The sequence below is a fragment of the Sinomonas soli genome (genome assembly GCF_054782415.1).
The window spans coordinates 352,668-379,476 of sequence record NZ_BAAGSN010000011.1 but is presented as its reverse complement, the minus strand read 5'-3'; the positions used below and the strand labels follow the sequence as shown (position 1 = coordinate 379,476).

Sequence of the window (26,809 nt, the reverse complement as noted above, 5' to 3'; positions counted from 1 at the left end):
CGCCCTCAGGCCGCCCCCTACCGTCTTCCTAAGAGCTACTTGACATAACTATAACCTTCAACTTGAAGGTTAAGGTTGTGGACTCCGGGCTTCTTGCAGAACCAGCAGGCTTTCGAACAAGGGACACTCAACGTGGCAGCACCGCAGAACTACTTGGCCGTCATCAAGGTCGTCGGCATTGGCGGCGGTGGCGTGAACGCAGTCAACCGCATGATCGAAGTCGGTCTGCGAGGCGTGGAATTCATCGCCATCAACACGGACGCCCAGGCGCTGCTCATGAGTGACGCGGACGTCAAGCTGGACGTCGGCCGCGAGCTCACCCGCGGCCTCGGGGCCGGCGCGAACCCGGAGGTCGGCCGCCAGGCCGCCGAGGACCACGCCGACGAGATCGAGGAGGTCCTCCGCGGGGCCGACATGGTCTTCGTCACCGCGGGCGAGGGCGGCGGCACCGGCACCGGCGGCGCGCCCGTCGTGGCCCGGATCGCGCGCAGCCTGGGCGCGCTGACCATCGGCGTCGTCACCCGGCCGTTCACCTTCGAGGGCCGCCGCCGCGCCACGAGCGCCGAGAACGGGATCGAGGCGCTGCGCGACGAGGTGGACACCCTCATCGTCATCCCCAACGACCGCCTGCTCTCCATCAGCGACCGCAACGTCTCCGTCCTCGACGCGTTCCGCTCCGCCGACCAGGTCCTGCTCTCCGGCGTCCAGGGCATCACCGACCTCATCACGACTCCCGGCCTGATCAACCTCGACTTCGCCGATGTGAAGTCCGTCATGCAGGGCGCTGGTTCCGCCCTCATGGGCATCGGCTCGGCCCGGGGCGAGGACCGCGCCGTCAAGGCCGCCGAGCTCGCCATCGCCTCGCCCCTGCTCGAGGCCTCGATCGACGGCGCCCACGGCGTCCTGCTCTCGATCCAGGGCGGCAGCGACCTCGGGCTCTTCGAGATCAACGAGGCCGCCCGCCTCGTCCAGGAGGTCGCCCACCCCGAGGCGAACATCATCTTCGGCGCCGTGATCGACGACGCGCTCGGCGACGAGGCCCGCGTCACGGTCATCGCCGCAGGGTTCGACGACGTCCGCGCGACCTCGCCGTCGCTCGAGGACACCAAGGCGGCCGCCGCGCAGGCTCCCGCGGCCCCGACGGCCCCGGCTGCTCCCGCCGGCCACGGTGCCGCGCCGCAGTCCTCCGTCCCGCCGCGCCCGAGCCAGCCTGCCCCCGCGCACGCAGGCCTGAGCCAGTGGAGCCAGAGCCGCCCGGGCATGCCGGCCGACGGCGGCTTCGACGTCGAGCTCCCCGCCGTCGTCGAGCCCGATCTCTCGGGCAACCGCAACGACGACCTCGACGTGCCCGACTTCCTCAAGTGAGCCGCGGCGCCGCTGCGGCCGCGCCGGCCGAAGGCCCCTTCTGGTGGCGCCGGGACGTCCGTCCCGGCGTCACCGTCGCGTTCACGCGCGCCGCGGCGGGGAACCTCGCGTTCCACGTCGGGGGCGATGACGACGGCGTCCGCCGCCACCGGGCGGCCCTCGCCGCCGCCGCAGGGGTCCCGTCCTTCCAGTACATGAGCCAGGTCCACGGGCGCGAGGCAGCGTGGGCCGGCGAAGACTCCGTGCCCACCGCCGACGCGCTCCTCTCGCGCGGCGCGCCCCTCGCCGTCATGGTGGCCGACTGCGTCCCCGTGGTGCTCGTGGGCGAGTTCGCCGACGGCCGGCCCGCCCTCGCCGCCGTCCACGCCGGCCGCCCGGGCCTCGTCGCCGGGGTGGTCCCCGAGGCGGTCGCCAGGCTCCGTGAGGCCGGCGCGCGCCGGCTCGAGGCCTGGCTCGGTCCCAGCATCTGCGGGACGTGCTACGAGGTCCCGGCGCAGCTGCGCGACGAGGTCGAGGCCGCGGTGCCTGGAACGGCGGCGACCACCAGCTGGGGGACGCCAGCCCTCGACCTGCCGGCCGGGGTGCGGGACCAGCTCGCCCGGGCCGACGTGGCCGTCCACCGCGGGGCGGAGGCGTGCACCTACGAGCACGACGAGTTCTTCTCCCACCGGCGTGCCCCCGGCGTCGGGCGGATCGCCGGGCTCGTCTGGTCCCATGGCTGATCGCGAGGGGCGCCGCGAGGAGCTCGCCGACCGGCTCGCCCGGGTCCGGGAGCGCATCCGCGCGGCCTGTGAGGCGGCCGGGCGGACCGAGGAGCCCCGGCTCATCGTGGTGACCAAGTTCCACCCAGCCTCCGACGTCCGGCTCCTCGCCGAACTGGGCGTGACGGACGTGGGCGAGAACAGAGACCAGGAGGCCGCGGCGAAGGCCGCCGAGCTCGCCGGCCTCGGCCTGCGCTGGCACTTCATCGGCCAGCTGCAGACCAACAAGGCCAAGAGCGTGGCCCGCTACGCCGAGGCCGTGCACTCCGTGGACCGCCCCCAGCTTGTGGCCGCGCTCTCGCGGGCCGTCGTCGCCGCGGGGCGCGAGGATCCCCTCGCCTGCCTGATCCAGGTGAACCTCGACCCGAGGGCCTCGGGCCGCGGGGGAGCGGCCCCCGCGGACGTCCCGGAGCTCGGCGCGCTGATCGACGGCTCGCCGGGGCTGCGCCTCGCCGGGGTGATGGCGGTGGCTCCGCTCGGGGCCGACCCCGCGGAGGCCTTCGCCAGACTGGCCGAGGTCGGGGGAGGGCTGAGGCGGGCGTTCCCGGAGGCGACGATGCTCTCTGCCGGCATGAGCCAGGACCTCGAGGCGGCCGTCGCCGCAGGTGCGACACACCTGCGGATCGGCACCGATGTGCTCGGCCCGCGGCCGCCGGTGGGGTAGCTTCGTCACTGTCGGGCCCTTCTGGGCCGAGTGGCCCGGCTTTGGCGTTTGCACCCAGCGGCCCGAGGACAGGAGTCGAGCATGGCTGGCGCTCTGCGCAAGACGATGATCTACCTCGGCCTGGCGGACGGCGAAGAGCAGTTCGAGACCGAGGCCCACGACGCACGGACGGAAGAGGAACAGCCAGTGCACACTGAGCGCGAGGACCGCCGCACGGCGTTGGCCACCCGCGAGGCGACTCCGGCCGAGGTGGAGGAGTATCGTGCTCCCGTGACTCCCATCAAGCGTGCCGCGGCCGTGCGCGAGGACGGCGGACTCCGCCAGATCACCACGGTGCACCCGCGCTCGTACAACGACGCCAAGGTCATCGGCGAGAGCTTCCGCGAGGGCATTCCGGTCATCATGAACGTGACGGACATGGGCGAGGCAGATGCCAAGCGCCTCGTCGACTTCTCGGCCGGCCTGGTGTTCGGGCTCCACGGCAGCATCGAGCGCGTCACCAACAAGGTGTTCCTGCTCTCGCCCTCGACCATCGAGGTCCTCGGCGAGGACAAGAAGGTCGCCGACAACCAGGCAACATTCTTCAACCAGAGCTGAGCCACGCAGCGCCATGGGCTTCCTGTTCGCCATCCTGTACCTCGTGCTCGAGCTGTTCTTCATCGCGCTCGTCGCCCGCCTCGTGTTCGACTGGGTGCAGTCGTTCGCGCGGTCCTGGCGGCCGCGGGGTGCGGCGCTCGTCGCTGCCAGCGCCGTGTACACGGTGACGGACCCGCCTATGAAGCTCTCGCGGCGTTGGTTCAGGCCCCTCCGGCTCGGGGCGATGAGCCTCGACTTGGCGTTCATCGTCCTCGTCATCGTGGTCGTGATCGCGATGTCGATCGTGGCAGGCCTCGCCTAGGGGCGCCCACAGTCCTCCCAGCTCGTGCCCGCCCGCTGCCGCGGCGGCGGCGTGCCGAGCATCCACCAGCAAATTCAAGATACGGTAGTCGTGGTGGCGGATGCTGCCTGACCGATTAGACCAATGAGGTGAGCAGATGGCTCTGACGCCAGAAGACGTTGTCAACAAGCGGTTCCAGCCGACCAAGTTCCGCGAAGGCTACGATCAGGACGAAGTCGACGATTTCCTCGATGAGATCGTGATCGAGCTCCGCCGCCTCAACCAGGAGAACGACGAGCTCCGCAAGAAGGTCGCCGAGCTCTCCGGCAAGCAGGGTGCTGCCCCCCAGGCCGCCGAGAAGCCGGCGCCTGCCGAGGTGCGCGAGGAGACCAAGCCCGAGCCCGCCAAGGAGGTCGCCCCGGCCCCCGCAGCGCAGGCGCCGAAGGCCCCCGCCCAGGGCGGCGACGGCCGCACCGCGGTCGCCGAGTCCGCTGCAGGCCTGCTCGCCATGGCGCAGCAGATGCACGACAAGCACGTGCAGGACGGCCTCGACCAGCGCGACAAGATCATCGCCGAGGCCCAGATCGAGGCCAGCAGCCTCGTCAACGACGCCCAGGAGAAGTCCCGCAAGACCCTCGGCGCCCTCGAGCAGCAGCGCTCGGTGCTCGAGCGCAAGGTCGAGCAGCTCCGCGGCTTCGAGCGTGACTACCGCTCCCGGCTCAAGGCCTACATCGAGGGCCAGCTGCGCGACCTCGAGTCGCGCGGGTCGGTGGCCACGGCTGAGATCTCCGACAACGCCGAGGTCTGATCCACCGCGTGAGCCATCGAGGCCGGCGGCCGCCTACGGCGGGCGCCGGCCTCGCGCTGCCATCGGAAAGAAGCATGGACACTACTGAAGACGTTCCCGCCGTCCCGCTCCGGCGGCGACGGCGCGCCGTCGTGCTCCTGGCCCTCATCGCTGCCGTCGCCTACACCGGTGACCAGCTCACCAAGCTGTGGGTGACGAGCACGATGGTGGAGGGCCAGCGCATCCCCGTCCTCCCGCCGCTGCTGCAGTGGTACTACATCCGCAACTCGGGGGCCGCCTTCTCGATCGGCGAGGGCATCACCTGGGTCTTCACGATCATCATGACCGTGGTGGCCGTCGGCATCATCGTCTACACGCGCAGGGTCCGCTCGCTGTGGTGGGGCGCTGCGCTGGGTCTCGTCCTCGGCGGCGCCCTGGGCAACCTCACCGACCGCCTCTTCCGCGAGCCCTCCTTCGGCATGGGCCACGTCGTCGACTTCATCTCGCTGCCCCACTTCGCCATCTTCAATGTCGCGGACTCCGCCGTGGTCTGCGGCGTCGTGCTGGTCTGCCTGCTCACGCTCCTGGGCCGCTCGCCCGACGGGACGCGCCAGCGGCACGCAGGCGGGCCCGAGGCGGGTGCCGAGGGCGCGGGCGGCCCAGGCGCGGAGCCGGACCGTGGCTGAGGTCCTCGTGGTCCCCGAGGACCTCGCGGGCGGACGCGCCGACGCCGTGCTCGGCGCCCTCCTCGGGGTCTCGCGGTCCGTGGCCGCCTCCCTCCTGGCCGGGGGCCACGTCCTCTCGGGCGGGAAGGCCGTGGCGAAGTCGGCGAAGGTCGGCGCGGGCGAGGAACTCCTCGTCGAACGGCCCGAGACGCGGGACCCTCTGGAAGTGGTGGTGGAGAAGGTGGACGGACTCGAGATCCTCATCGACGACGAGGACTTCGTGGTCGTGGACAAGCCGGTGGGCGTCGCTGCGCACCCCTCGCCGGGGTGGGTGGGCCCGACCGTGGTCGGTGGCCTCGCCGGCGCCGGCTACAGGATCTCGACCTCCGGCGCGCCCGAGCGCGCCGGCATCGTGCACCGGCTCGACGTGGGCACCTCCGGTGCCATGGTGGTGGCCAAGACCGAACTCGCCTACACCGCGCTCAAGCAGGCGTTCAAGGACCGGACCGTCGAGAAGGTCTACCACGCCGTGGTCCAGGGCATCCCGGACCCGCTCGAGGGGACCATCGATGCGCCCATCGGCCGCCATCCGGGGTACGACTGGCGCTTCGCGGTCATCGAGGACGGGCGTCCGTCCGTGACCCACTACGAGGTGATCGAGGCCTTCGGCCGCGCCAGCCTCGTCGAGGTCCACCTCGAGACCGGCCGCACGCACCAGATCCGCGTCCACTTCTCGGCGCTCCACCACCCGTGCGCGGGCGACCTGACCTACGGGGCGGACCCCCGGCTCGCCGCGGACCTCGGCCTCACCCGCCAGTGGCTGCACGCCTACCGGCTCGCGTTCGCGCACCCGAGGACCGGCGAGCGGGTCGAGGCCGTGAGCCCGTACCCCGCAGACCTGCAGTACGCGATCGACGTCCTGCGCGAGGGCCGCGTCTGAGCTGCGCCCCACGCCGCGGCGCGCCGGGTCCGCAGCCCGGAGGACGCCGTCGTGCCTCCGCCGAGCTGCCGGCGGCGACGCCTAGACTGGGTCGGTGACCTCCAGCAGTTCGTTCGTCCATCTCCACAACCACACCGAGTACTCGATGCTCGACGGCGCGGCGCGGCTCGGGGACCTGTTCAGCCATGCCGAGGAGCTCGGCATGAATGCGCTCGCCACCACCGACCACGGCTTCGTGTTCGGCGCGTTCGACTTCTGGAAGAAGGCCACGGACGCAGGGATCAAGCCGGTGATCGGGGTGGAGGCCTACCTCACGCCCGGCACCGCGCGGCAGGACAAGACCCGTGTCCGCTGGGGCGAGGGCGGCCGCGACGACGTCTCCGGCGCCGGCGCCTACACCCACATGACGATGTGGGCCGAGAACACCCAGGGGATGCACAACCTCTTCCGGATGTCCTCGCTGGCGTCCCTCGAGGGCTACCTCTACAAGCCGCGCATGGACCGCGACCTCCTGCAGACCTACGGCAAGGGCATCATCGCGACCACCGGGTGCCCCTCCGGGGAGGTCCAGACGAAGCTGCGCCTCGGCCTCTACAAGGAGGCGCGCGAGGCGGCCTCCGAGTTCCGCGACATCTTCGGGGCCGACAACTTCTTCTGCGAGGTCATGGACCACGGCCTCGACATCGAGCGCAACGTCCAGGCCGAGCTGTACCGCCTCGCCAAGGACCTCGGGCTCCCGCTCGTGGCCACCAACGACCTGCACTACACCCACGCCGAGGACGCCTCGAGCCACGCCGCGCTCCTGTGCGTCCAGTCGGGCTCGACGCTCGCGGACCCCAAGCGCTTCAAGTTCGACGCGGACGAGTTCTACCTCAAGTCCCCGGACGAGATGCGCGCGATCTTCGGCGACTACCCCGAGGCCTGCGACAACACCCTGCTCATCGCCGAGCGGTGCGACGTCGAATTCAACACCAAGGCCAGCTACATGCCCCGCTTCCCCTGCCCGGAGGGGGAGAACGAGGAGTCCTGGTTCGTCAAGGAGGTCGAGCGCGGCCTCCACTACCGCTTTCCCGCCGGCATCCCGGACGCCGTCCGGAAGCAGGCCGAGTACGAGATCGGGATCATCACCCAGATGGGCTTCCCGGGCTACTTCCTCGTCGTCGCGGACTTCATCAACTGGGCCAAGGACAACGGCATCCGCGTCGGACCGGGCCGCGGCTCCGGCGCCGGCTCCATGGCCGCCTACGCCATGCGCATCACCGACCTGAACCCGCTGGACCACGGGCTGATCTTCGAGCGCTTCCTCAACCCGGACCGCGTCTCGATGCCCGACTTCGACGTCGACTTCGATGACCGCCGCCGCTCGGAGGTCATCAAGTACGTCACCGAGAAGTACGGCGACGACCGCGTCGCGATGATCGTCACGTACGGCACGATCAAGGCCAAGCAGGCCCTCAAGGACTCCTCCCGCGTGCTCGGCTACCCGTTCTCGGTGGGGGAGCGGCTCACCAAGGCCATGCCGCCGGACGTCATGGGCAAGGGCATGCCCCTCGCGGACATCCACAATCCCGAGGCCAAGCGCTACGGCGAGGCCGAGGAGATGCGCGAGCTGCTGCGCACCGACCCGGACGCCCAGCGCGTCTTCGAGACCGCGACCGGCCTCGAGGGACTCAAGCGCCAGTGGGGCGTGCACGCGGCCGGCGTCATCATGTCCTCGCACCCGCTCATCGACATCGTGCCGATCATGCGCCGCGAGCAGGACGGCCAGGTCATCACGCAGTTCGACTACCCGACCTGCGAGGGCCTGGGCCTGATCAAGATGGACTTCCTCGGCCTGAGGAACCTGACGATCATCACGGACGCGCTGGACAACATCAAGCTCAACCAGGGCATCGACCTGGACCTCGAGCGCCTCGAGCTCGACGACGCGGCCTCCTACGAGCTCCTGGCCCGCGGCGACACCCTCGGGGTGTTCCAGCTCGACGGCGGCCCCATGCGCTCGCTCCTGAAGCTCATGCGTCCGGACAACTTCGAGGACATCTCCGCCGTCCTGGCCCTCTACAGGCCCGGACCGATGGGCGCCAACGCGCACACCAACTACGCGCTGCGCAAGAACGGGCTGCAGGAGATCACCCCGATCCACCCCGAGCTCGAGGAACCCCTCAAGGACATCCTCGACACGACCTTCGGCCTGATCGTCTACCAGGAGCAGGTGATGGCCATCGCCCAGAAGGTGGCCGGCTACTCGCTCGGACAGGCGGACATCCTCCGCCGTGCCATGGGAAAGAAGAAGAAGTCGGAGCTGGACAAGCAGTTCGCGGGCTTCTCCGGCGGCATGCGCGAGCGAGGCTTCTCCGACGAGGCGGTCAAGGCCCTCTGGGACATCCTGCTGCCCTTCTCGGACTACGCCTTCAACAAGGCGCACTCGGCCGCGTACGGCGTCGTGTCCTACTGGACCGCCTACCTCAAGGCGCACTTCCCGGCCGAGTACATGGCAGCACTCCTGACGTCCGTCGGCGACGACAAGGACAAGTCGGCCATGTACCTGAACGAGTGCCGGCACATGGGCATCACCGTCCTGCCGCCGGACGTGAACGAGTCGTCGCTGAACTTCACCCCGGTGGGCAAGGACATCCGCTTCGGCATGGGCGCCGTCCGCAACGTCGGGGCCAACGTGGTCCATGCGATGGTCGCCGCACGGGAGGAGAAGGGCGCCTTCACCGGATTCTCCGACTTCCTCACCAAGGTCCCGGCCGTGGTGTGCAACAAGCGCACCATCGAATCCCTCGTCAAGGCCGGCGCGTTCGACTCGCTCGGCCACCCCCGCCGCTCCCTCGCCATGATCCACGAGGAGGCGGTGGACGCCGTCATCACGCTCAAGCGCAACGAGGCGAACAACCAGTTCGACCTCTTCAGCGCCTTCGGCGACGCCGAGGGCGGCGGGGCGGCCGGCCTCGCCGTCGAGATCCCCGACCTGCCCGAGTGGGAGAAGAAGGACAAGCTCGCCTTCGAGCGCGACATGCTCGGCCTCTACGTCTCCGACCACCCTCTCCAGGGCCTGGAGGGTGTGCTCGCGCAGCACGCCGAGACCGGGATCAACGCCCTCATTGCGGACGAGGGCCCGGCCGACGGGTCGATCGTGACCATTGCGGGCATGATCACGTCCCTGTCCCGCCGCATCGCCAAGGCCAGCGGCAACGCCTACGCCCGCGCCGAGATCGAGGACCTGGGGGCATCGATCGAGGTGATGTTCTTCGGCCAGGTCTACGGCCCGATCTCCTCGATCCTCGCCGAGGACCTCATCGTCGTGGTCAAGGGCAGGCTCCAGCGCCGCGACGACGGCAACGTGGCGCTCAACGCCATGGAGCTCACGGTCCCGGACCTCTCGGACGCCACGGGAGGACCGGTGGTCATCAGCATGCCCACCCACAAGGCGACCGAACGGGTGGTGACCCAGCTCGGGGACGTCCTCAAGACGCATCCCGGCCACAACGAGGTCCAGCTCCGGCTCCAGGGCACGCGCAGCATCGAGGTGATGCGGCTCGGCGTCCACCTGCGGGTCAACCCCAACCCCGCCCTGTTCGGAGACCTCAAGGTCCTCCTCGGCCCGGCCTGCCTCGATGCCTGAGGCGGGGGAGACGCGCGCGGACCCCGGCACGCCCGCGGCCCAGGACGCGCAGCGCGCCGACCGGCGGGAGCGGATGTCCCTCGTGCGCTGGTGCGTGTACCCGCTGCTGGGCGGCCTGGTGCTGGGCACCGTCTGGGTCGCCGTGGCGCCCGGTGGCCTGTTCTACGGCGCAGGGACCGACTACCAGACCTGGGACGAGCGGGACCTCCTCTTCAGCGCCCTCGGCCTGGCAGCCGGACTCTCGATCACCGTCGGGCTCGCGGCCAGCCGCCGCCGGACCGGCCTGCCGAACCGGGGCCTGTCGGCCCTGGCGGGGAGCACGCTCGGCACGCTCGCCGCCTGGGGGACCGGCGTGGGACTCGGACGCGTGCTCGGGGCCCGCGGGGCCAGCCCCTCGGTCGCCGAGTCGGCGTTCGGGCTGCAGGCCCTCAGCGCCCTCGCGGTCTGGCCCGCCGTCGTCGCCCTCGCGGTGCTCGCCTTCACCACCCTGTGGTGGGTCCCGCCCCGCGACGGAGCGGACTCGGCGGCCGCGCAGCGGCCGGGGCGCCGCCGGTAGACTGGGGCGGTGACTTCCGCCGCCCCCACTCCCGCCTCGCCCGCCTTCCGCACCGTCGACCTGCGGGGACATGCCCTCGAGCCCGCGGAGCTGAAGGCAGCGGTCCCGCGCCTGGCGGCCGGGAACGGCTCGGGCGTGGAGGACACAGTGCGCGGGATCATCGCCGAGGTGCGGTCCCGCGGCTTCGCGGCTCTCTCCGATCTGGCCGCGAAGTTCGACGGCGTCGAGCAGCGCCACCCGCGCGTCCCCTCCGAGGCCATCTCCGCCGCCCTCGAGGGGCTCGATCCCAGCGTGCGCGCCGCCCTCGAGGAGTCGATCGCGCGCGCCCGGGCGTTCGCGGCCGCGCAGGTCCCCGCCGACGTCACCGTGCACCCGGCCGACGGCGCGTCGGTCACCCAGCGCTGGGTGCCGGTGAACCGGGTGGGCCTCTACGTCCCGGGCGGCCTCGCGGTCTACCCCTCGAGCGTGGTCATGAACGTGGTGCCGGCCCAGGCAGCCGGCGTCGGCTCGATCGCGCTCGCGTCCCCGCCGCAGAAGGAGAACGGGGGCCTGCCCCACCCGACCATCCTCGCCGCCGCGGCCCTGCTGGGCATCGACGAGGTGTACGCGATCGGCGGCGCGCAGGCGATCGTCTCGTTCGCCTACGGGATCCCCGCGGGCACCGTCGGCACGCCCGACGGCGCCGGGGCACTGCCCGCGATCGAGCCCGCAGACGTCGTGACCGGGCCGGGCAACATCTTCGTGGCCACCGCCAAGCGGCTCGTCAAGGGCGTCGTCGGCATCGACGCAGAGGCCGGCCCCACCGAGATCGCCATCCTCGCCGACGCCGGGGCGCGCCCGGAGCTCGTCGCGGCGGACCTCATCAGCCAGGCCGAGCACGACCCCCGGGCCGGCAGCGTCCTCATCACGGACTCGCCGGAGCTGTCGGACCGCGTGCGGGAGCAGCTCGCGGTCCTCGCCGGGAGCACCAAGCACCGCGACCGCGTCCTCGAGGCGCTCTCCGGCGAGCAGTCCGGCGTCGTGCTCGTCGACGACCTCGAGGCCGGGATCGCCGTCTGCGACGCGTACGCGGCCGAGCACCTCGAGATCATGACGTCCGACGCGGCCGCCGTCGCCGCCCGCATCCGCAACGCCGGCGCCGTGTTCGTCGGCGACTACAGCCCGGTGAGCCTGGGCGACTACTGCGCCGGATCAAACCACGTCCTGCCGACCTCCGGCACGGCGGCGTTCTCGTCGGGGCTGAACGTCACGACGTTCCTGCGCGCCATCCAGGTGGTGGACTACTCCGAGGCGGCCCTCAAAGGCGTCTCCGCGCACATCCGCAGCCTCTCCGACGCCGAGGACCTGCCGGCGCACGGCGACGCGGTCGACGCGAGGTTCGCCGGCGCCTGACGCCCGGGTCGCGGGCAGACGTCTCCTCAGCCCCAACGCGTAGTGTCAGCGGCACTACATGTTGTGGTCACGCCTTGTGGGAGGGCCCCGGCGCTCAGTAGGATGGACTGCGTGTACTGCCCGTTCTGCCGCAATCCCGATTCCCGCGTCGTCGACAGCCGCCTCCAGGATGACGGCTCGGCCATCCGCCGCCGGCGCCAGTGCCCCGAGTGCGGCCGGCGGTTCACGACCCTCGAGACCACAAGCCTGACCGTGCTCAAGCGCTCCGGCGCCGGGGAGCCGTTCAGCCGGTCCAAGGTCATCAACGGCGTCCGCAAGGCGTGCCAGGGCCGCCCCGTGACTGACGACGACCTCGCGCTCCTGGCCCAGGAAGTCGAGGAGACCATCCGCGCGGCGGGCTCCGCCGAGATCCGGGCGCACGAGATCGGCTTGGCGATCCTCGGCCCGCTCAAGAGGCTCGACCAGGTGGCCTACCTGCGCTTCGCGAGCGTCTACCAGGACTTCGAGTCGCTCGCCGACTTCGAGGCCGCCATCAGCGTGCTCCGCTCCGAACGGGAGGGCGCGCCCGACTCGGCCGCCGGCTGAGGCAGGGCCGCGCTGCGGCGACCACGGCGAGGGCCCCCGGACGTGCTGTCCGGGGCCCCTCGCCGTCGTCCGCTGGAGAGCGGGTGGCCTACTTCGCGAGCTTGTGGTGGATCGCGACCTGGAGTGCCGCCCCCACGATCCCGGCCTCGTTCTTCAGCTTGGCGGGGATGATCGGCGTGCGCAGCTTCAGCAGCGGCAGGTACTCGTCGGCACGCTTGGAGATGCCGCCGCCCACGATGAACAGCTCGGGCGAGAAGAGGAACTCGACGTGCTCGAAGTAGCGCTGGAGCCGCACGGAGTAGTCTTCCCAGCTGAGTCCGTCCCGCTCGCGCGCCACAGCCGAGGCCCGCGTCTCCGCGTCGTGGCCGTCGATCTCGAGGTGGCCGAGCTCGGCGTTGGGGACCAGGCGCCCGTCGAACACGAAGGCGGACCCGATGCCCGTGCCGAGGGTGATGACGAGTACCGTCCCGTCGATGCCCTTCCCTGCGCCGAAGCGCACCTCGGCGAGCCCTGCGGCGTCCGCGTCGTTGACCACCTCGACCGGCCGGCCGAGCTTGTCGGTGAAGGCCTTGTCCACCTCGAAGTCGATCCACGACTTGTCCACATTCGCGGCCGAACGGGCCACGCCGTGCTGGATGATGGCGGGGAACGCGACGCCCACCGGGCTGTCGGCGTCGGGCGCCTCCTCCCGGCTGCCGAGCTCGTCGACGATCTGGGCCACCACGGCGGCCACGGCCTCCGGGGTGGAGGGCTGCGGGGTGTCGACACGGATGCGGTCCCCGACCAGCTTGCCCTTGGCGAGGTCGACGATTCCCCCCTTGATCCCCGTGCCGCCGATGTCGATGCCGATCGCGGTTGCCCGGGACTTCTTCTTCTTCTCGCTCTTTGCCATGCGCGGCCTGCCTCTCGCGGGTCGTGTGGGGGAGGGGTGGTTCAGGGAACCGTGAGGACCTCGGCGCCGGAATCGGTGACGACGAGGGTGTGCTCGAACTGGGCAGTGCGCTTCCGGTCGCGGGTGACGACAGTCCAGTCGTCCTCCCACATGTCCCACTCGATCCCGCCGAGCGTCAGCATCGGCTCGATCGTGAACACCATCCCCGGCTCCATGATGGTGCCGTAGGCGGGGGCGGCGTCGTAGTGCGGGATGATGAGCCCCGAGTGGAAGGCCTCGCCCACGCCGTGGCCGGTGAAGTCCCGCACCACCCCGTAGCCGAAGCGCTTCGCATAGGCGCTGATGGCCCTGCCGATCACGTTGATCTCGCGGCCCGGGGCGACGGCCTTGATGCCCCGGCGGAGGGACTCCTGCGTCCGCTCCACGAGCAGCCTCGACTCCTGGTCCACGTCCCCGACGAGGAACGTGAAGTTCGTGTCCCCGTGGACGCCGTCCTTGAAGGCGGTGATGTCGATGTTGATGATGTCCCCGTCCGCCAGGACGGTCGAGTCGGGGATCCCGTGGCAGATGACCTCGTTGACCGACGTGCACAGGGACTTCGGGAAGCCCCGGTAGCCGAGGGTCGAGGGGTACGCGCCGTGGTCGAGGAGGAACTCGTGGCCCACGCGGTCGAGCTCGTCCGTGGTGGCGCCCGGACGGATGTGCGTGCCGACCTCCACGATGGCCTGGGCGGCGATCCGGCCCGCGGCCCGCACCTTCTCGATCTGCTCGGGCGTGAGCACGTTGGGGCCCGTGTACTTCTCGGGGGCCTGCTTCCACGCGTACTCCGGGCGCGGGATCGACGCCGGGACCGGACGGACCGGGCTCAGGGTGCCGCGGACAAGCGTGCCCAGGGGTGCCGTGGAGGGGGTAGAAGGCATAGGGTGAGTGTACTAGTCGAGCGCAGCGTGGGGCTTCATGACGGAGGCCCGGGAGGGGCCTGGAGATGGTCGAGTACTGGTACAACGTCCGCACGCACGAGGTCGAGGAGGACGCCCAGAGCGACTGGACGCAGCTCATCGGGCCCTACAAGACGCGCGCGGAGGCCGAGAAGGCCCTCGAGAAGGTCAAGGAGCGCAACCGCGCCTGGGATCCCTCGGACGCCGACGGCGACGGCTGGAGCGACCGGGACTGACCTCAGAACGAGTGCTCGGGGCCCGGGAAGGACCCCGACCGCACGTCCTCGCGGTACGCGCGCGCGGCCTCCAGGAGGGTTCCACGCAGATCCGCGTACTGCTTGACGAACTTGGCGATGCGCGTGCCCGGGCCGCCGCGCAGACCCGCCATGTCCTGCCAGACGAGCACCTGGCCGGTCGTGGCGCTGCCGGCGCCGATCCCGATGGTCGGGACCTCGACGGCGGCGTCCACCGCCGCCGCGGCGTCCGCGGGGACCATCTCCATCAGGACGCAGAACGCGCCGGCCGCCTCGAGTGCCCTGGCGTCCTCGATGAGGCGGGCGGCGGCGTCGCCCCTGCCCTGGACGCGGTAGCCGCCGAGCGCATGCTCGCTCTGGGGGGTGAAGCCGATGTGCGCCATGACGGGGATCCCCGCCTGGACCATGGCCCGCACGGTCTCCGCGTAGTAGGCGCCGCCCTCGAGTTTCACCGCATGCGCGAGGCCCTCCTTGAGGAAGCGGACGCCCGTCGCGACCGCCTGGGCGGGGGAGGTCTCGTAGCTGCCGAAGGGGACGTCGGCGACGACGAGCGCGTGCGGGGCGGAGACGGCGACCGCGCGGGCGAGCGGGATCAGCTCGTCCACCGTGACGGGGAGGGACGTCTCGTGCCCGTAGACGTTGTTCGCCGCGGAGTCGCCCACGAGCAGGACCTCGATGCCGGCCTCGTCGAAGATGCGCGCCGTGTACTGGTCGTAGGCAGTGAGCATCGCGAAGCGCTCTCCGCGCTCCTTGGCCTGCGCCAGGTGGTGGATGCGCGTGCGTCCGGTCCGGGGCGCGGGCGCCGGCCCGCTCCCGTAGGGCGCCGGCAGCTCGTCGTGACGCGGTGCGTCGGGACTCATGGGGGCCATACGCATGAGACTAGTCGATGCTTCAGTAGAGTGGAGGAAGCGTTGCAGGGCCCAACCGGTAAGGATGCGAAGATCCCATGAACCGTCAGCAGGAGTTCGTCCTCCGGACCATCGAGGAGCGCGACGTCCGCTTCGTCCGCCTCTGGTTCACCGACGTCGTCGGGTCCTTGAAGTCGGTGGCGCTCGCGCCCGCCGAGGTCGAGGGCGCGTTCGAGGAGGGCCTCGGCTTCGACGGCTCCTCGATCGAGGGGCTCGCGCGGGTCTCGGAATCGGACATGCTGCTCCAGCCGGACCCCTCGACCTTCCAGATCCTCCCGTGGCGTGGCGAGACGGAGCCGACGTCGCGCATGTTCTGCGACATCCTCACCCCCGACGGCGAGCCGTCGCCGGCGGACCCGCGCAACGTGCTCAAGCGGACGCTCGCCCGCGCCGCCGAGATGGGCTTCACGTGCTACACGCACCCGGAGATCGAGTTCTACCTCCTCGAGTCCGACCAGCTCGGCCCCGACGGCGCCCCGATCCCCGTGGACCAGGGCGGCTACTTCGACCACGTGCCCGGCGGCGTGGCCCAGGACTTCCGCCGCACCGTGGTGAACATGCTCGAATCGGTGGGGATCTCGGTCGAGTTCTCCCACCATGAGAACGGCCCGGGGCAGAACGAGATCGACCTGCGGTACGCGGACGCGCTCCAGACGGCGGACAACATCATGACCTTCCGCACCGTCGTGAAGGAGGTGGCCCTCCAGCAGAACAGCTACGCGACCTTCATGCCCAAGCCGTTCTCGGCGCACCCGGGCTCGGGCATGCACACCCATTTCTCGCTCTTCGAGGGCGACAGCAACGCGTTCCACGAGCCGGGGGCCGAGTTCCAGCTCTCGAAGACGGCCCGCCACTTCATCGCGGGCATCCTGAGGCACGCGAGCGAGTTCACGGCCGTGACGAACCAGTTCGTCAACTCCTACAAGCGCCTCTGGGGCGGGGGAGAGGCCCCCAGCTACCTCAGCTGGGGACACAACAACCGCTCGGCCCTCGTGCGGGTGCCGCTCTACAAGCCGGGCAAGGCCCAGAGCGGCCGCATCGAGTACCGCGGCATCGACTCGGCGACGAATCCCTACCTCTCCTACGCCGTGCTGCTCGGCGCCGGCCTCAAGGGGATCGAGGAAGAGTACCCGCTGCCGCCCGCCGCCGAGGACGACATCTCGGCCCTGACGACGGCCGAGCGCCGCGCGCTCGGCCACTCGCCCCTGCCGGCGAGCCTCCACGACGCCGTCAACGCGATGGAGGACTCGGAGCTGATGGCCGAGATCCTCGGCGAGCAGGTCTTCGAGTACTTCCTGCGCAACAAGAGGCAGGACTGGAACGAGTACCGCCTCGAGGTGACGCCCTACGAACTGCACCGCAACCTCGGCATCCTGTAGGCGCACGCCGTGGCCCCGTCCCTGACGCGCCGCCTGATCGCGCTCGGGTCTGCGGACCCCGAGCGCGCCGAGCGCTTCCTCGCCGCGCGCGAGCTCGATGGGATCGAGCCGGCCACGGTGCTGGAGGGATTGGCGCTGGCCGCGGACCCGGATTCCGCACTCCTGGCCCTGGTCCGCCTGATCGAGCGCCGGCCGGAGGTGCGCCGGATCGTCCAGGAGGGTCCCGCGCGCAGCGAGCCGATGTTCCGGCTGCTCGGTGCCTCCGAGGCGCTCGGGGAGTTCCTCATCCGGCGCCCCGAGCACCTCGACGTGCTTCAGCGCCCACTGTCCGCGGAGCCCTCGGGCGCGGACCCCGCCGAGCTCCGCGCGGCCCTGCTCGCCTCGGTGGGCGCGGACCCGCGGTCGGCACGCCCCGTTGCCTCGAGCACAGGGCCCGGGGCCTATGAGGCGCTGCGGATCGCCTACCGGCGCCACCTGTGCGAGCTCGCCCTGCGGGATCTCGGCTCGGCGTCCCCGACCGACTTCATGCCGACGGCCGCGGCGGAGCTCTCCGACCTCGCTGGCGCGGCGCTCGAGGCGGGGCTGGCAGTGGCCCGGGCCGAGGCCGAGGCGAGCTTCGGGCGCGTGGACGTCGCCGCCGTCGCCCTCGCCGTGATCGGGATGGGCAAGTGCGGCGCCCGCGAGCTCAACTACATCTCCGACGTCGACGTCATCTACGTCATCGAGGCGGACGGCGCCTGTGCCCTGGACGGCGCCCGCGCGGCGACGATCGGCACCGCCCTGGCCACGGGGATGGTCAAGGCCGTCTGGTCCTCGGGACGTGAGCCGGCGCTGTGGCAGGTCGATGCCAACCTGCGGCCCGAGGGGCGTGACGGCCCGCTCGTGCGCACCCTGGACTCCCACCTCGCCTACTACGCCCGCTGGGCGGAGAGCTGGGAGTTCCAGGCTCTCCTCAAGGCGCGGCACATCGCGGGCGACGCCGGGCTCGGCGCCCGCTACGAGGCCGCCGTGGCTCCGCTCGTGTGGTCCTCCGCGGAGCGCGACGGGTTCGTCGAGTCCGTCCAGGCGATGCGCCGCCGCGTGACCGAGAACATCCCGGCGGCCGAGGCCGACCGGCAGATCAAGCTCGGCGCCGGCGGCCTGCGCGACGTCGAGTTCACGGTCCAGCTGCTCCAGCTCGTCCACGGGCGCACGGACGAGTCGCTGCGGGTGCGCGACACGACCTCTGCCATCGCGGCGCTCGCCGCGGGCGGCTACATCGGCCGCGGCGCGGCGACCGAGTTCGATTCCTCGTACCGCTACCTCCGCCTGCTCGAGCACCGCCTGCAGCTGGCCAAGCTCCGCCGCACGCACCTCATGCCGGTCTCCGAGGACGGCCTGCGGGCGCTCGCCCGCTCCACGCAGGGTGTGCTCGACCTCGGGCGGGCCTCCCCGGAGCAGCTCCTGGAGACCTGGCACCGCACCAAGCGCAGCGTCCGCGAGCTCCACGAGCGGATCTTCTACCGCCCGCTGCTGAACACCGTGGCGCACATGAGCGCGGACGAGGCGCGCCTGACGCCGGAGGCTGCCCAGGCCCGCCTGGCCGCCCTGGGCTACAGGGACCCGCAGGGCGCCATGCGGCACATCGAGGCGCTCACGGCGGGCGTGAGCCGCCGGGCCGCGCTCCAGCGGCAGCTGCTGCCCGTCCTGCTGGGATGGATCGCCGAGGGCGTGGACCCCGACGGGGGCCTGCTCGCCTTCCGCCGCGTCAGCGAGGCCCTGGGCACCACCCACTGGTACCTGGGCCTCCTGCGCGACTCGGCCGCGGCCGCAGAGCGGCTCTCCCACGTCCTGGCCGATTCCCGGCTCATCGCGGACCTGCTCGAGGTCTCGCCGGAGTCCGTCAAGTGGCTCGGCGACGACTCCAACCTCGAACCGCTCCCGCTCGAGGCGCAGTGGCAGGAGATCCAGTCCAAGCTCTCCCGGCACGCGGAGCCGCCCGCGGCCATGCGGCTCGTGCGGCTCATCCGGCGCCGCGAGATCCTGCGCGTGGCCCTCGCAGACCGCGCCGGGATCCTCGACACCGAGGCCGTGGGCCGCGCCCTCTCCGACGCGGACCAGGCCGCGGTGCTCGGAGCGCTCCGGGTCGCCGAGGGGGCTGCGGAGACGGCCGACGGCGGCCTGCTCACCCGAGTGCTCGTCGTCGCCATGGGGCGCCAGGGCGGCCGCGAGATCGGCTACGGCTCCGACGCCGACGTCGTGTTCGTCCACCGGCCCATCCCGGGGGCAGACCCCGAGGCGGCGCAGCGCCAGGCCCTCGCGATCGTCGGGAGCCTCTCCGCCCTCCTGACGCAGCCGCTCAAGCCGCCGGTCCTCGCCGAGCGCACGCTCGCCCTGGACACCGACCTCCGGCCCGAGGGCAAGAACGGCCCCCTCGTCCGCTCGCTCGACTCGTTCGCCGAGTACTACCGTCGCTGGGCGCTCGTGTGGGAGGCCCAGGCGCTCCTGCGGGCACGGCCGCTCGCGGGCGACGACGCCCTGGCCGCCGACTTCATGGAGCTCGTGGACTCCGTCCGCTATCCCGAGGAGCTCGCGCCCTCCGACGTCCGCGAGATCAGGCGCATCAAGGCCCGGGTCGAGGCCGAGCGGCTTCCCCGCGGCGCCGACCCGTCCCGGCACCTCAAGCTGGGCCGCGGAGGCCTCAGCGACGTCGAATGGCTCGTGCAGCTGCTCCAGCTCCAGCACGCCCGCCGCCACCCGCAGCTGCGCACCACGGGCACGTTGGAAGCGCTCACGGCCGCCTCGGACCTCGGCCTGATCCCGCCGGGGGAGGCCGAGCTCCTCGCGGAGGCGTGGCGCCTGGCCAGCAGGGTTCGCAGCGCGAACGTCGCGTGGAGCGGGCGCGCCTCGGACCTGCTGCCCACGTCGCGGCGGGACCTCGAGGCGGTCGCCCGGTGGTGCGGGTATCCTCCCGGGCAGGCCACCGCGCTCGAGCAGCACTACCTCAGCGTCACCCGCAGGGCCCGGCAGGTGTTCGAGCGGCGGTTCTACGCGCCCGAGCACTGACGGCCCGGCCCGGGCGGGCGGGCACACGGAGAAAGGAAGAGACGATGCACACCCTGATCGATGTCGCCGCCGCCGCAGCCGAGGAGCTCGTGCGGGCGCGCACGAGCCCGCACGGGCGCAGCGCTCGCGCACTGCTCCACGACGGGACGCTGCGCCACACGCTGCTGGCCATCCTGGACGGCCAGGTCCTCGGCGACCATGCCAAGCCCGCCGCGGCCACGCTCCACGTCCTGTCGGGGACGTTCGTGGTGCGCTCCGGCGACGCGGAGCTTCGCCTCGGACCGGGCCAGATCGCCGTCCTGCCCGGCCCCCGGCACGACGTCACCGCCGAGGGCGACGCCACCGGCGTCCTCACCACGGTCACCGGCTGACGCGGCCCACGGGCCGGCTCCGCCGACGACGGCGCCCCCCGCCTCCCCGCCGGCTGGCAGCGGGAGACGAGGGGCGCCGTCGTGTGCGGGAGGGACCGCGGAAGGTGCGGGATCAGACCCCGAAGTAGAGCTCGAACTCGTAGGGGTTCGGGCGCAGCGAGAGCGGCATGATCTCCTTCTCGCGCTTGTACGCGATCCAGGTGTCGATGAGGTCCTGGGTGAAGACCCCGCCGGCCTGGAGGAACTCGTTGTCCGCCTCGAGCGCCTCGAGGGCCTCCTCGAGCGAGCCCGGGGCCTTGGGGATGTCGCGGGCCTCCTCGACGGGGAGCTCGTAGAGGTCCTTGTCGATCGGGGCCGGCGGCTCGATGCGGTTGCGGATGCCGTCGATGCCCGCCATGAGCTGCGCGGCGAACGCGAGGTACGGGTTGGACGAGGGGTCCGGCGCGCGGAACTCGATGCGCTTGGCCTTCGGGTTCGAGCCCGTGATCGGGATGCGGATGCCGGCGGAGCGGTTGCCCTGCGAGTACACCATGTTGACCGGCGCCTCGAAGCCCTTCACGAGGCGCTTGTAGGAATTCACCGTCGGGTTCGTGAACGCGAGGACCGCGGACGCGTGCTTGAGCAGGCCGCCGATGTACCACCGGGCGAGGTCCGAGAGGTTGGCGTAGCCCTTCTCGTCGTAGAAGAGCGGCTCGCTGCCGTTCCACAGCGACTGGTGGCAGTGCATGCCGGAGCCGTTGTCGCCGAAGATCGGCTTCGGCATGAACGTGACCGCCTTGCCCCACTCGAGCGCGGTGTTCTTGATGATGTACTTGAACTTCTGCAGGTCGTCGGCCGCGCGGACGAGGGTGTTGAAGCGGTAGTTGATCTCCGCCTGGCCGGCGGCGCCGACCTCGTGGTGCGAGCGCTCGACCTCGAGGCCGGCGGCGTCGAGGGCGAGGCACATGGCATCGCGCAGGTCGGCCTGGTGGTCGACCGGGGCCACAGGGAAGTAGCCGCCCTTGAACGGCGTCTTGTTCCCGAGGTTGCCGCCCTCCTCCTCGCGGCCCGAGTTCCACGGCGCCTCGATGGAGTCGACCTTGTAGAAGGAACCCTGGGGGGAGGACTCGAACTGGACGTTGTCGAAGACGAAGAACTCGGCCTCGGGCGCGAAGAACGCGGTGTCGGCGATCCCCGTCGAGGCGAGGTAGGCCTCGGCACGCTCGGCCACGCCGCGCGGGTCGCGGTGGTACGGCTCGCCGGTGCGCGGGTTGACGATGGAGAAGCTCAGGGCGAGGGTCTTCTCGACGCGGAACGGGTCGACGAACGCCGTCGTGACGTCCGGGATGAGCTGCATGTCCGACTCGGCGATGCCCTGGAAGCCGCGGATCGAGGAGCCGTCGAAGAGCTGGCCGTTGACGAAGAAGTCCTCGTCGACCGTCTTGGCCGGGATGTTGAAGTGCTGCTGGACGCCCGGCAGGTCGGTGAAGCGGATATCGACGAACTTGACGTCTTCGTCCTTGATGAATGCGAGGACTTCGTCCGCAGACTTGAACATCTGTACTCCTTTGGCAGGGTGGGGGCAGTCGGGCCGGCGCCGACCGGGCACGCAGTCACTGCGCGTCCACGGTGCGCCTCGTACGCAACTGCCACCCACAGTACGAACGGGGGATTTCCCGTCCGTGTCGGCATTGTTTCGGCGAGGTTACAGGGCCTTGTCCCGTGTAAACGCTAGCCGCAGCGGCGGCGCCCTGCCAGACCCCGCGCCGTCCGGCACCGCGGGCAGCCCCGTCCCGCGGCCCGCGCCGTCCGGCACCGCGGCCTAGAATGGACAGGTGATCGACCGCAGAGACCTCGGATCCTGGATCAGCGGGCCCCAGCTCGCCGAGGGCGACTTCCCCGGACGCCGCCTCGGAATGCCCCGCACGGGGCCCGGCTCCGTGGGCCGGCCCGGCCGTCGGGTGCTCGCCCTGTGCATCGACTGGGCCGCCTCCTACGCGATCGCCGCAGCCTTCCTCGGTGGAAGCCAGCTCACCATCCTCGCCGTGTTCGCCGTGGAGCAGGTGCTCCTGGTGGGCCTGGTGGGCCACGGGCTCGGACACCGCATCGCCGGCCTCACCGTCCGCCGGCTCGACGGGGGTCCTGTGGGCCTCCCGCGCGCGGCCCTGCGCACCCTCCTGCTGTGCCTCGTGATCCCGGCGGTGGTCTTCGACCCCGACCAGCGCGGCGCGCACGACAAGGCGGCAGGGACCGTCGTCGTCCGCCTCTGACCACGGCCGGCTTCCCCGGCCCCTGCACCGCCGCAGCACCGCCGCAGGGCGGGACGACGAAGGCCCCGGCATTGCTGCCGGGGCCTTTGCCGTGGTGCTGCGGTGCGGCTCAGCGGCCGCGCATGGCACGCCGGTCAGGGCGCATCCGGGTGGGATCGATGCCCTTGGGAATGGGCAGGCGCGTGCCGAGTGCGGCGATGCGCTTGCTCACGGCAGCCACCTCGGTCTTGGTCAGCTGCGGCTTGAGCTTGTTCATCTTCGCCGCCACGTTGCGCAGGGGGGTCTGGCCCTCGTCGCGCCCGGTCTCGATGACGTGCACCGGAACGTTCGGCAGGATGCGGGCCAGTCGCTTGCGCTCACTGTCGACGAGCTGGCGGACGCGGGCGCTCGGACCCTCGGAGACGAGGACGATGCCCGGACGCCCGATGGCCCGGAATACGACGTCCTGGGTGCGGGGGTTCACCGCGACGGGCTGCTCCTCGACGACCCAGCCGCGCCGCAGGGAGTTCAGCGCCGCGCCGGCGGCTCCGGGCTGTCCCTCGATCTGGGCGTAGGCCGCGCGCTCTGCCCGGCGGCTGAGGATGAACACGGCTCCGAGGACACCGAGCAGGATGCCGATGATGAGACCGGTGACCCAGTTGTCGAGCAGGAAGCCGACGAGCAGGCCCACGGCCGTCACCCCGAGGAACACGAGCAGCATCAGCCACACGGCATTCGGGTCGGCCCTCCGCGTCATCTGGAAGACCTGGAGGAACTGCTGGAAGCCGTTGGGCTTCTTCGCCTTCTTCGGAGCTCCGCCCTGGGGAGACTTGTCCGCGGGCGTGCTGGAGGTGTCGGTGCGCTTCGCCATAGTCCCTCAATTCTAAGTCACCGCGCGCCGAGATCACCGCGGCCGTTCGGCCCTGCGGGTGCGGGGGGACGCAGAGGGGCGCCCACTGCCGTGAGTGGACGCCCCTGGGTGCTGAGCGGATCAGCCCTGCCGGGCAGCGAGGAGGGTCGCCGCCTCCTGCCGGGTCGTGCCGGAGGACTGGATGTGGGCCAGGGCGGGTGGGATCTCGCGGCCCTTCTTGCGCATGGCAGTGGCCCAGAGGCGGCCAGCCCGGTAGGAGGAGCGGACGAGGGGCCCGCTCATGACGCCGAGGAAGCCGATCTCCTCGGCCTCCTGGGACAGCTCGACGAACTCCTCGGGCTTGACCCAGCGCTCCACGGGGTGGTGGCGCTCGGAGGGGCGCAGGTACTGGGTGATGGTGATCAGGTCGCAACCGGCCTGGTGCAGGTCGGCCAAGGCCTGGGAGATCTCCTCGCGGGTCTCGCCCATGCCCAGGATCAGGTTGGACTTGGTGACCATGCCGTGGTCGCGGCCCTGGGTGAGCACGTCGAGGGAGCGCTCGTAGCGGAACGCGGGCCGGATGGCCTTGAACAGGCGCGGGACGGTCTCGACGTTGTGGGCGAAGACCTCCGGGGCGGCCTCGCAGATCGCGCTGATGTGCTCGGGCTTGCCGGAGAAGTCGGGGATGAGGATCTCCACGCCGGTGCCGGGGTTGAGCTCGTGGATCTTGCGGATGGTCTCGGCGTAGAGCCAGGTGCCCTCGTCCTCGAGGTCGTCGCGGGCAACGCCGGTCACGGTGGCGTAGCGCAGGCCCATGGACTGGACCGAGCGGGCGACCTTGGTCGGCTCGAAGCGGTCCAGCGGGGAGGGCCGGCCGGTGTCGATCTGGCAGAAGTCGCAGCGGCGGGTGCACTCGGAGCCGCCGATGAGGAAGGTGGCTTCCTTGTCCTCCCAGCACTCGAAGATGTTCGGGCAGCCGGCCTCCTCGCAGACGGTGTGGAGGCCCTCCTTCTTCACCTGGTTCTTCAGCTGGACGAACTCGGGGCCCATCTGGACCTTGGCCTTGATCCAGTCCGGCTTGCGCTCGACCGGCACGGCCGCGTTGCGCTGCTCGATCCGCAGCATCCGCCGGCCCTCGGGGGCGATCGTCATGCCAGGGCTCCTTCTGTGGTCGCGGTGTCGACGGCGACGAACTCGCCGGCACGGCGGGAGAGCTCCTCGGTGATCCGGTCGATGATGTCCAGCGGGCCGACCTCGCGGCCGCATTCGGCCGAGATCGTGGTCGTGCCCGCGTCCGTGATGCCGCACGCGATGATCTGGGCGTACGGGTCGAGGCTGTTGCTGCAGTTGATCGCGAAGCCGTGGCCGGTGACGCCCTCGTGCACGCTGATGCCGATGGCCGCGATCTTGCGGTCGCCGCCGCGCTCGTCCGCACGGACCCACACGCCCGAGCGCCCGTCGACGTGCTCGGCCTTGATGCCGTACTCGGAGATGACGGTGATCATGACGTCCTCGAGCAGTTCCACGTAGGCGCGGATGCCGCGCGGCTCCGCGAGCCGCACGATCGGATAGCCCACGAGCTGGCCGGGGCCGTGCCATGTGAGCTTGCCGCCGCGGTCGACCGGCACGACGGGGGTGCCGTCGAGCGGCCGCTCGTGGTCCTCGGTGCGCTTGCCGGCCGTGTAGACCGGGGAGTGCTCGAGGAGGAGGACGGTGCTGGGGGCGGTACCCGCCGCCACGTCCTCGTGGAGCTTGCGCTGGGCGGCCAGGCCGTCGGTGTAGCCGACGTAGTCCGGCGCGAACCCCAGCCGGGTGAACGCAAGAGTCATGGGGTCCAGCTTAGCCCGCGCGGCCGCCCCGGCGCGGGGGAGTGTGACGAGCCTCGCACCCGCCCCCGCCTGTGGATAACTTCTGCGGGCCGCCCCGATCTGCGGTAGACATGGGGCCATGGACGCAGCCAGCCCTTCCGGGGCGGACCGCCCGCCCGCCGACGATGCCGCCGAGCCGGGCGCCCGTGACCAGCCGGCGGCCGTGCCCGGCTATGAGACGCTCCGCGCCATCGGCCGCGGCGCAGCGGGCCCGGTCTGGCTCGTCCGCGAGGCCGGCACCGGGCGCCTGCTCGCGGCGAAGCTCCTCGTCCCCGGCCCCGGCCTGGGCCCCGACGAGGTCCTCGCCCGCGCGCAGCGGGAGGCGAGGATCTCCCGTGCCCGCCCCCATGACCACGTCCTCGGGATCCACCGGGCGGTCCCTGCCGCGGGCGCGGCGGACGGAGCGGTCGCGCTGCTGAGCGAATACGCCGCCGGAGGGTCCCTGGGCCACCTCGTGCGCGTCCGCGGCCGCCTTCCGGTGGGGGAGTGCATCACCGTCGTGGTCCCGATCGCCCGCGCCCTGGCCGCGCTGCACGCGGACGGGACCGCGCACGGGGACGTCTCGCCCGGGAATGTCCTCTTCACGGCCGACGGCCGGCCCATGCTAAGTGACTTCGGACTCGGCCGGATGGTGGGCGACGGCGGCGCAGGCGCGGCCGGCACCGCCGGCTTCGCCGACCCGTCCGCGGGTCGCACCGCGGCGGCCGAGGGCGGTGACCCGGTCGGGAGTCCCGGGCGGAGCTCCGCGGCGCGCGCCGCCGCGGCCGACGTCTTCGCCCTCGGGGCGCTCGCCTGGTATGCCCTCACGGGCGAGCCGCCGGTCCAGACGGAGCATCGGCCGCCCCTGTCCCTCATGGTCCGGGACGTCCCGGCCGAACTCGCCGCCGCGATCGAGGCGGCGCTGCGGGACGATCCGCTCCAGCGGCCCTCGGCCGAGGAGCTCGCCCGCTCGGTGCTCCGCAGCGGCCGGGCGGAGCCGGTCGACCTCGCCCCTGCCGTCGACGCCGCCGTCCTGCCCGAGCTGATGACCCGGCGCCAGGCCGCCCCGGCCCGCCGGCGCCCGCTCCTGGGCCTTCCCTCCCGTCGCGATTCCAGAGTCCGCCCCCCTCGCCCGCGCCTCCAGCGGCCCCAGCGCCGCCGGAGAGCCCATGCCGCGTCCGCATCCCGTGCGGCGGCCCCGGCGCCGGCCGGCCGCCCCGGGGCGAGGCGGCGGCGCCCGATTCCGGCGGCCGCCCTCTGGCTTGCCGCGGGGCTCGTCGTGGCCGCGGTCGCTGCGGGCTGGTGGAGCCGGCCTCCGGCCCCGCCGGGCGGCGATCAGCCTGCGGCCGCGGACCAGACGGCCGTCGTGGTGGGGTGGGATTCCCTGCCCGAGCAGCTCCGGCGCCGCGCCGCCGCCCCCGACCCGGTGCAGGCGGTGCAGGCCCTGTCGGAGATCCGGGCGAGGGCCATCGCCGGCCGCGACCGCGGCATGCTCTCCGCGGTCAACGCCGCAGGCTCGGAGGCGGCCGCAGCGGACCGCGGGCTCCTCGACAGGCTCGAGGCCAGCGGCCAGCGGCTCGAGGGCTTCAGCGCCCGGGTCCTCGCGGCGTCCCTCGACTCCGGCACCGGGGACCCGGCCGCGGGCTCCCGGAGCGCCGCGGTGCGGGTCCGGGTGGTCACGACCGGCTACGCCGTGAAGGACCGGACCGGGGCCACCGTCGGGGAGAGGCCCGCTGGCCGCGACCAGGAGCTGACGGTCGTCCTGGAGCACGACGGCCAGCGGTGGAAGGTCGCGCGGATCGGCCCCGCCTGATGCGGCGTGCGTCACACTCTCCCGCACGGGTGTGGCCGGCCCGGGAGGGGCCGGGCCGGTGAAT

The 26,809-nt window shown here is 71.9% G+C and carries 25 protein-coding genes; 18 read left to right on the top strand and 7 right to left on the bottom strand.

Annotated elements, in window-relative coordinates; genetic code table 11:
* Positions 1–132: 132 nt before the first annotated feature.
* The 12 genes from ftsZ to nrdR all read left to right on the top strand — a co-directional run bounded on the left by ftsZ (position 133) and on the right by nrdR (position 12,220).
* Positions 133–1,365: a cell division protein FtsZ gene (ftsZ, locus tag ACYVKZ_RS11600; protein ID WP_307006344.1), complete on the top strand. Its 1,233-nt coding sequence runs from the start codon at positions 133–135 to the stop codon at positions 1,363–1,365.
* Positions 1,362–2,087 carry a polyphenol oxidase family protein gene (locus ACYVKZ_RS11595; protein WP_460992391.1) on the top strand — a complete coding sequence of 242 codons (726 nt, stop codon included), beginning with the start codon at positions 1,362–1,364 and terminating at the stop codon, positions 2,085–2,087. Before ftsZ ends, ACYVKZ_RS11595 begins: the two co-directional genes overlap by 4 nt.
* Entirely contained in the window at positions 2,080–2,790 is a 711-nt protein-coding gene (locus ACYVKZ_RS11590) for a YggS family pyridoxal phosphate-dependent enzyme (protein ID WP_460992390.1), read from the top strand. The genes ACYVKZ_RS11595 and ACYVKZ_RS11590 overlap by 8 nt, the downstream gene beginning before the upstream one ends.
* 81 nt (positions 2,791–2,871) lie before the next feature.
* Positions 2,872–3,387 (top strand): cell division protein SepF, encoded by a 516-nt coding sequence (locus tag ACYVKZ_RS11585; RefSeq protein ID WP_307006341.1) that lies wholly within the window; start codon positions 2,872–2,874, stop codon positions 3,385–3,387.
* A gap of 13 nt (positions 3,388–3,400) precedes the next feature.
* On the top strand, positions 3,401–3,688 hold the full coding sequence (locus ACYVKZ_RS11580; RefSeq protein WP_307006340.1) for a YggT family protein: 288 nt from the start codon (positions 3,401–3,403) through the stop codon (positions 3,686–3,688).
* Between the two features lie 136 nt (positions 3,689–3,824).
* Positions 3,825–4,475: a DivIVA domain-containing protein gene (locus ACYVKZ_RS11575; protein WP_307006338.1), complete on the top strand. Its 651-nt coding sequence runs from the start codon at positions 3,825–3,827 to the stop codon at positions 4,473–4,475.
* 74 nt (positions 4,476–4,549) lie between these two features.
* Positions 4,550–5,140 (top strand): signal peptidase II, encoded by a 591-nt coding sequence (lspA, locus tag ACYVKZ_RS11570; protein WP_460992389.1) that lies wholly within the window; start codon positions 4,550–4,552, stop codon positions 5,138–5,140.
* Positions 5,133–6,059 (top strand): RluA family pseudouridine synthase, encoded by a 927-nt coding sequence (locus ACYVKZ_RS11565; protein ID WP_460992388.1) that lies wholly within the window; start codon positions 5,133–5,135, stop codon positions 6,057–6,059. The genes lspA and ACYVKZ_RS11565 overlap by 8 nt, the downstream gene beginning before the upstream one ends.
* Before the next feature lie 94 nt (positions 6,060–6,153).
* Entirely contained in the window at positions 6,154–9,687 is a 3,534-nt protein-coding gene (gene dnaE, locus ACYVKZ_RS11560; protein WP_460992387.1) for a DNA polymerase III subunit alpha, read from the top strand.
* Positions 9,680–10,243, top strand: a complete 564-nt coding sequence (locus ACYVKZ_RS11555) for a hypothetical protein (protein ID WP_460992386.1) — start codon at positions 9,680–9,682, stop codon at positions 10,241–10,243. Before dnaE ends, ACYVKZ_RS11555 begins: the two co-directional genes overlap by 8 nt.
* Positions 10,244–10,252: 9 nt before the next feature.
* Positions 10,253–11,635: a histidinol dehydrogenase gene (gene hisD, locus ACYVKZ_RS11550; protein ID WP_460992385.1), complete on the top strand. Its 1,383-nt coding sequence runs from the start codon at positions 10,253–10,255 to the stop codon at positions 11,633–11,635.
* Positions 11,636–11,746: 111 nt separating this feature from the next.
* A complete protein-coding gene (nrdR, locus tag ACYVKZ_RS11545; RefSeq protein WP_460992384.1) occupies positions 11,747–12,220 on the top strand; it encodes a transcriptional regulator NrdR in 474 nt (157 codons plus the stop codon).
* Positions 12,221–12,308: 88 nt separating this feature from the next.
* On the opposite strand, the gene ppgK is transcribed toward nrdR, so the two are convergent.
* Together ppgK and map are read right to left on the bottom strand one after the other, a co-directional pair.
* Positions 12,309–13,112 (bottom strand): polyphosphate--glucose phosphotransferase, encoded by an 804-nt coding sequence (gene ppgK / locus ACYVKZ_RS11540; protein ID WP_460992383.1) that lies wholly within the window; start codon positions 13,110–13,112, stop codon positions 12,309–12,311.
* A gap of 41 nt (positions 13,113–13,153) precedes the next feature.
* Complete coding sequence (map, locus tag ACYVKZ_RS11535; RefSeq protein WP_460992382.1) at positions 13,154–14,032, bottom strand: type I methionyl aminopeptidase; 879 nt, start codon at positions 14,030–14,032, stop codon at positions 13,154–13,156.
* Between the two features lie 65 nt (positions 14,033–14,097).
* On the opposite strand from map, the gene ACYVKZ_RS11530 reads away from it, so the two are divergent.
* Positions 14,098–14,286 (top strand): SPOR domain-containing protein, encoded by a 189-nt coding sequence (locus ACYVKZ_RS11530; protein WP_066497450.1) that lies wholly within the window; start codon positions 14,098–14,100, stop codon positions 14,284–14,286.
* A 2-nt stretch (positions 14,287–14,288) separates the two neighbouring features.
* Here ACYVKZ_RS11530 and panB read toward each other — a convergent pair whose 3' ends face one another.
* Positions 14,289–15,173 carry a 3-methyl-2-oxobutanoate hydroxymethyltransferase gene (gene panB / locus ACYVKZ_RS11525; protein WP_460992381.1) on the bottom strand — a complete coding sequence of 295 codons (885 nt, stop codon included), beginning with the start codon at positions 15,171–15,173 and terminating at the stop codon, positions 14,289–14,291.
* Between the two features lie 77 nt (positions 15,174–15,250).
* Here panB and glnA (ACYVKZ_RS11520) point away from each other — a divergent pair, with 77 nt between their 5' ends.
* The 3 genes from glnA (ACYVKZ_RS11520) to ACYVKZ_RS11510 are packed head-to-tail and all read left to right on the top strand — an operon-like array spanning position 15,251 to position 20,007.
* The gene (glnA, locus tag ACYVKZ_RS11520; protein ID WP_307006328.1) at positions 15,251–16,591 is read left to right on the top strand and encodes a type I glutamate--ammonia ligase; all 1,341 of its coding nucleotides are present in this window, start codon (positions 15,251–15,253) and stop codon (positions 16,589–16,591) included.
* Positions 16,592–16,600: 9 nt separating this feature from the next.
* On the top strand, positions 16,601–19,636 hold the full coding sequence (locus ACYVKZ_RS11515; protein ID WP_460992380.1) for a bifunctional [glutamine synthetase] adenylyltransferase/[glutamine synthetase]-adenylyl-L-tyrosine phosphorylase: 3,036 nt from the start codon (positions 16,601–16,603) through the stop codon (positions 19,634–19,636).
* A 44-nt stretch (positions 19,637–19,680) separates the two neighbouring features.
* On the top strand, positions 19,681–20,007 hold the full coding sequence (locus ACYVKZ_RS11510) for a cupin domain-containing protein (RefSeq protein WP_460992379.1): 327 nt from the start codon (positions 19,681–19,683) through the stop codon (positions 20,005–20,007).
* 112 nt (positions 20,008–20,119) lie between these two features.
* Here ACYVKZ_RS11510 and glnA (ACYVKZ_RS11505) read toward each other — a convergent pair whose 3' ends face one another.
* The gene (glnA, locus tag ACYVKZ_RS11505) at positions 20,120–21,544 is read right to left on the bottom strand and encodes a type I glutamate--ammonia ligase (RefSeq protein WP_307006324.1); all 1,425 of its coding nucleotides are present in this window, start codon (positions 21,542–21,544) and stop codon (positions 20,120–20,122) included.
* 277 nt (positions 21,545–21,821) lie between these two features.
* Between glnA (ACYVKZ_RS11505) and ACYVKZ_RS11500 the strand changes: the two genes are divergently transcribed.
* On the top strand, positions 21,822–22,256 hold the full coding sequence (locus ACYVKZ_RS11500; RefSeq protein ID WP_460992378.1) for an RDD family protein: 435 nt from the start codon (positions 21,822–21,824) through the stop codon (positions 22,254–22,256).
* Positions 22,257–22,365: 109 nt separating this feature from the next.
* Here ACYVKZ_RS11500 and ACYVKZ_RS11495 read toward each other — a convergent pair whose 3' ends face one another.
* The 3 genes from ACYVKZ_RS11495 to lipB all read right to left on the bottom strand — a co-directional run bounded on the left by ACYVKZ_RS11495 (position 22,366) and on the right by lipB (position 24,923).
* Positions 22,366–23,106 (bottom strand): DUF4191 domain-containing protein, encoded by a 741-nt coding sequence (locus tag ACYVKZ_RS11495; protein WP_460992377.1) that lies wholly within the window; start codon positions 23,104–23,106, stop codon positions 22,366–22,368.
* Positions 23,107–23,226: 120 nt separating this feature from the next.
* Complete coding sequence (gene lipA / locus ACYVKZ_RS11490) at positions 23,227–24,237, bottom strand: lipoyl synthase (RefSeq protein ID WP_460992376.1); 1,011 nt, start codon at positions 24,235–24,237, stop codon at positions 23,227–23,229.
* Positions 24,234–24,923 carry a lipoyl(octanoyl) transferase LipB gene (lipB, locus tag ACYVKZ_RS11485; protein WP_460992464.1) on the bottom strand — a complete coding sequence of 230 codons (690 nt, stop codon included), beginning with the start codon at positions 24,921–24,923 and terminating at the stop codon, positions 24,234–24,236. The genes lipA and lipB overlap by 4 nt, the downstream gene beginning before the upstream one ends.
* 109 nt (positions 24,924–25,032) lie before the next feature.
* On the opposite strand from lipB, the gene ACYVKZ_RS11480 reads away from it, so the two are divergent.
* Positions 25,033–26,745: a protein kinase domain-containing protein gene (locus ACYVKZ_RS11480; RefSeq protein ID WP_460992375.1), complete on the top strand. Its 1,713-nt coding sequence runs from the start codon at positions 25,033–25,035 to the stop codon at positions 26,743–26,745.
* The last annotated feature ends 64 nt before the right edge of the window (positions 26,746–26,809 follow it).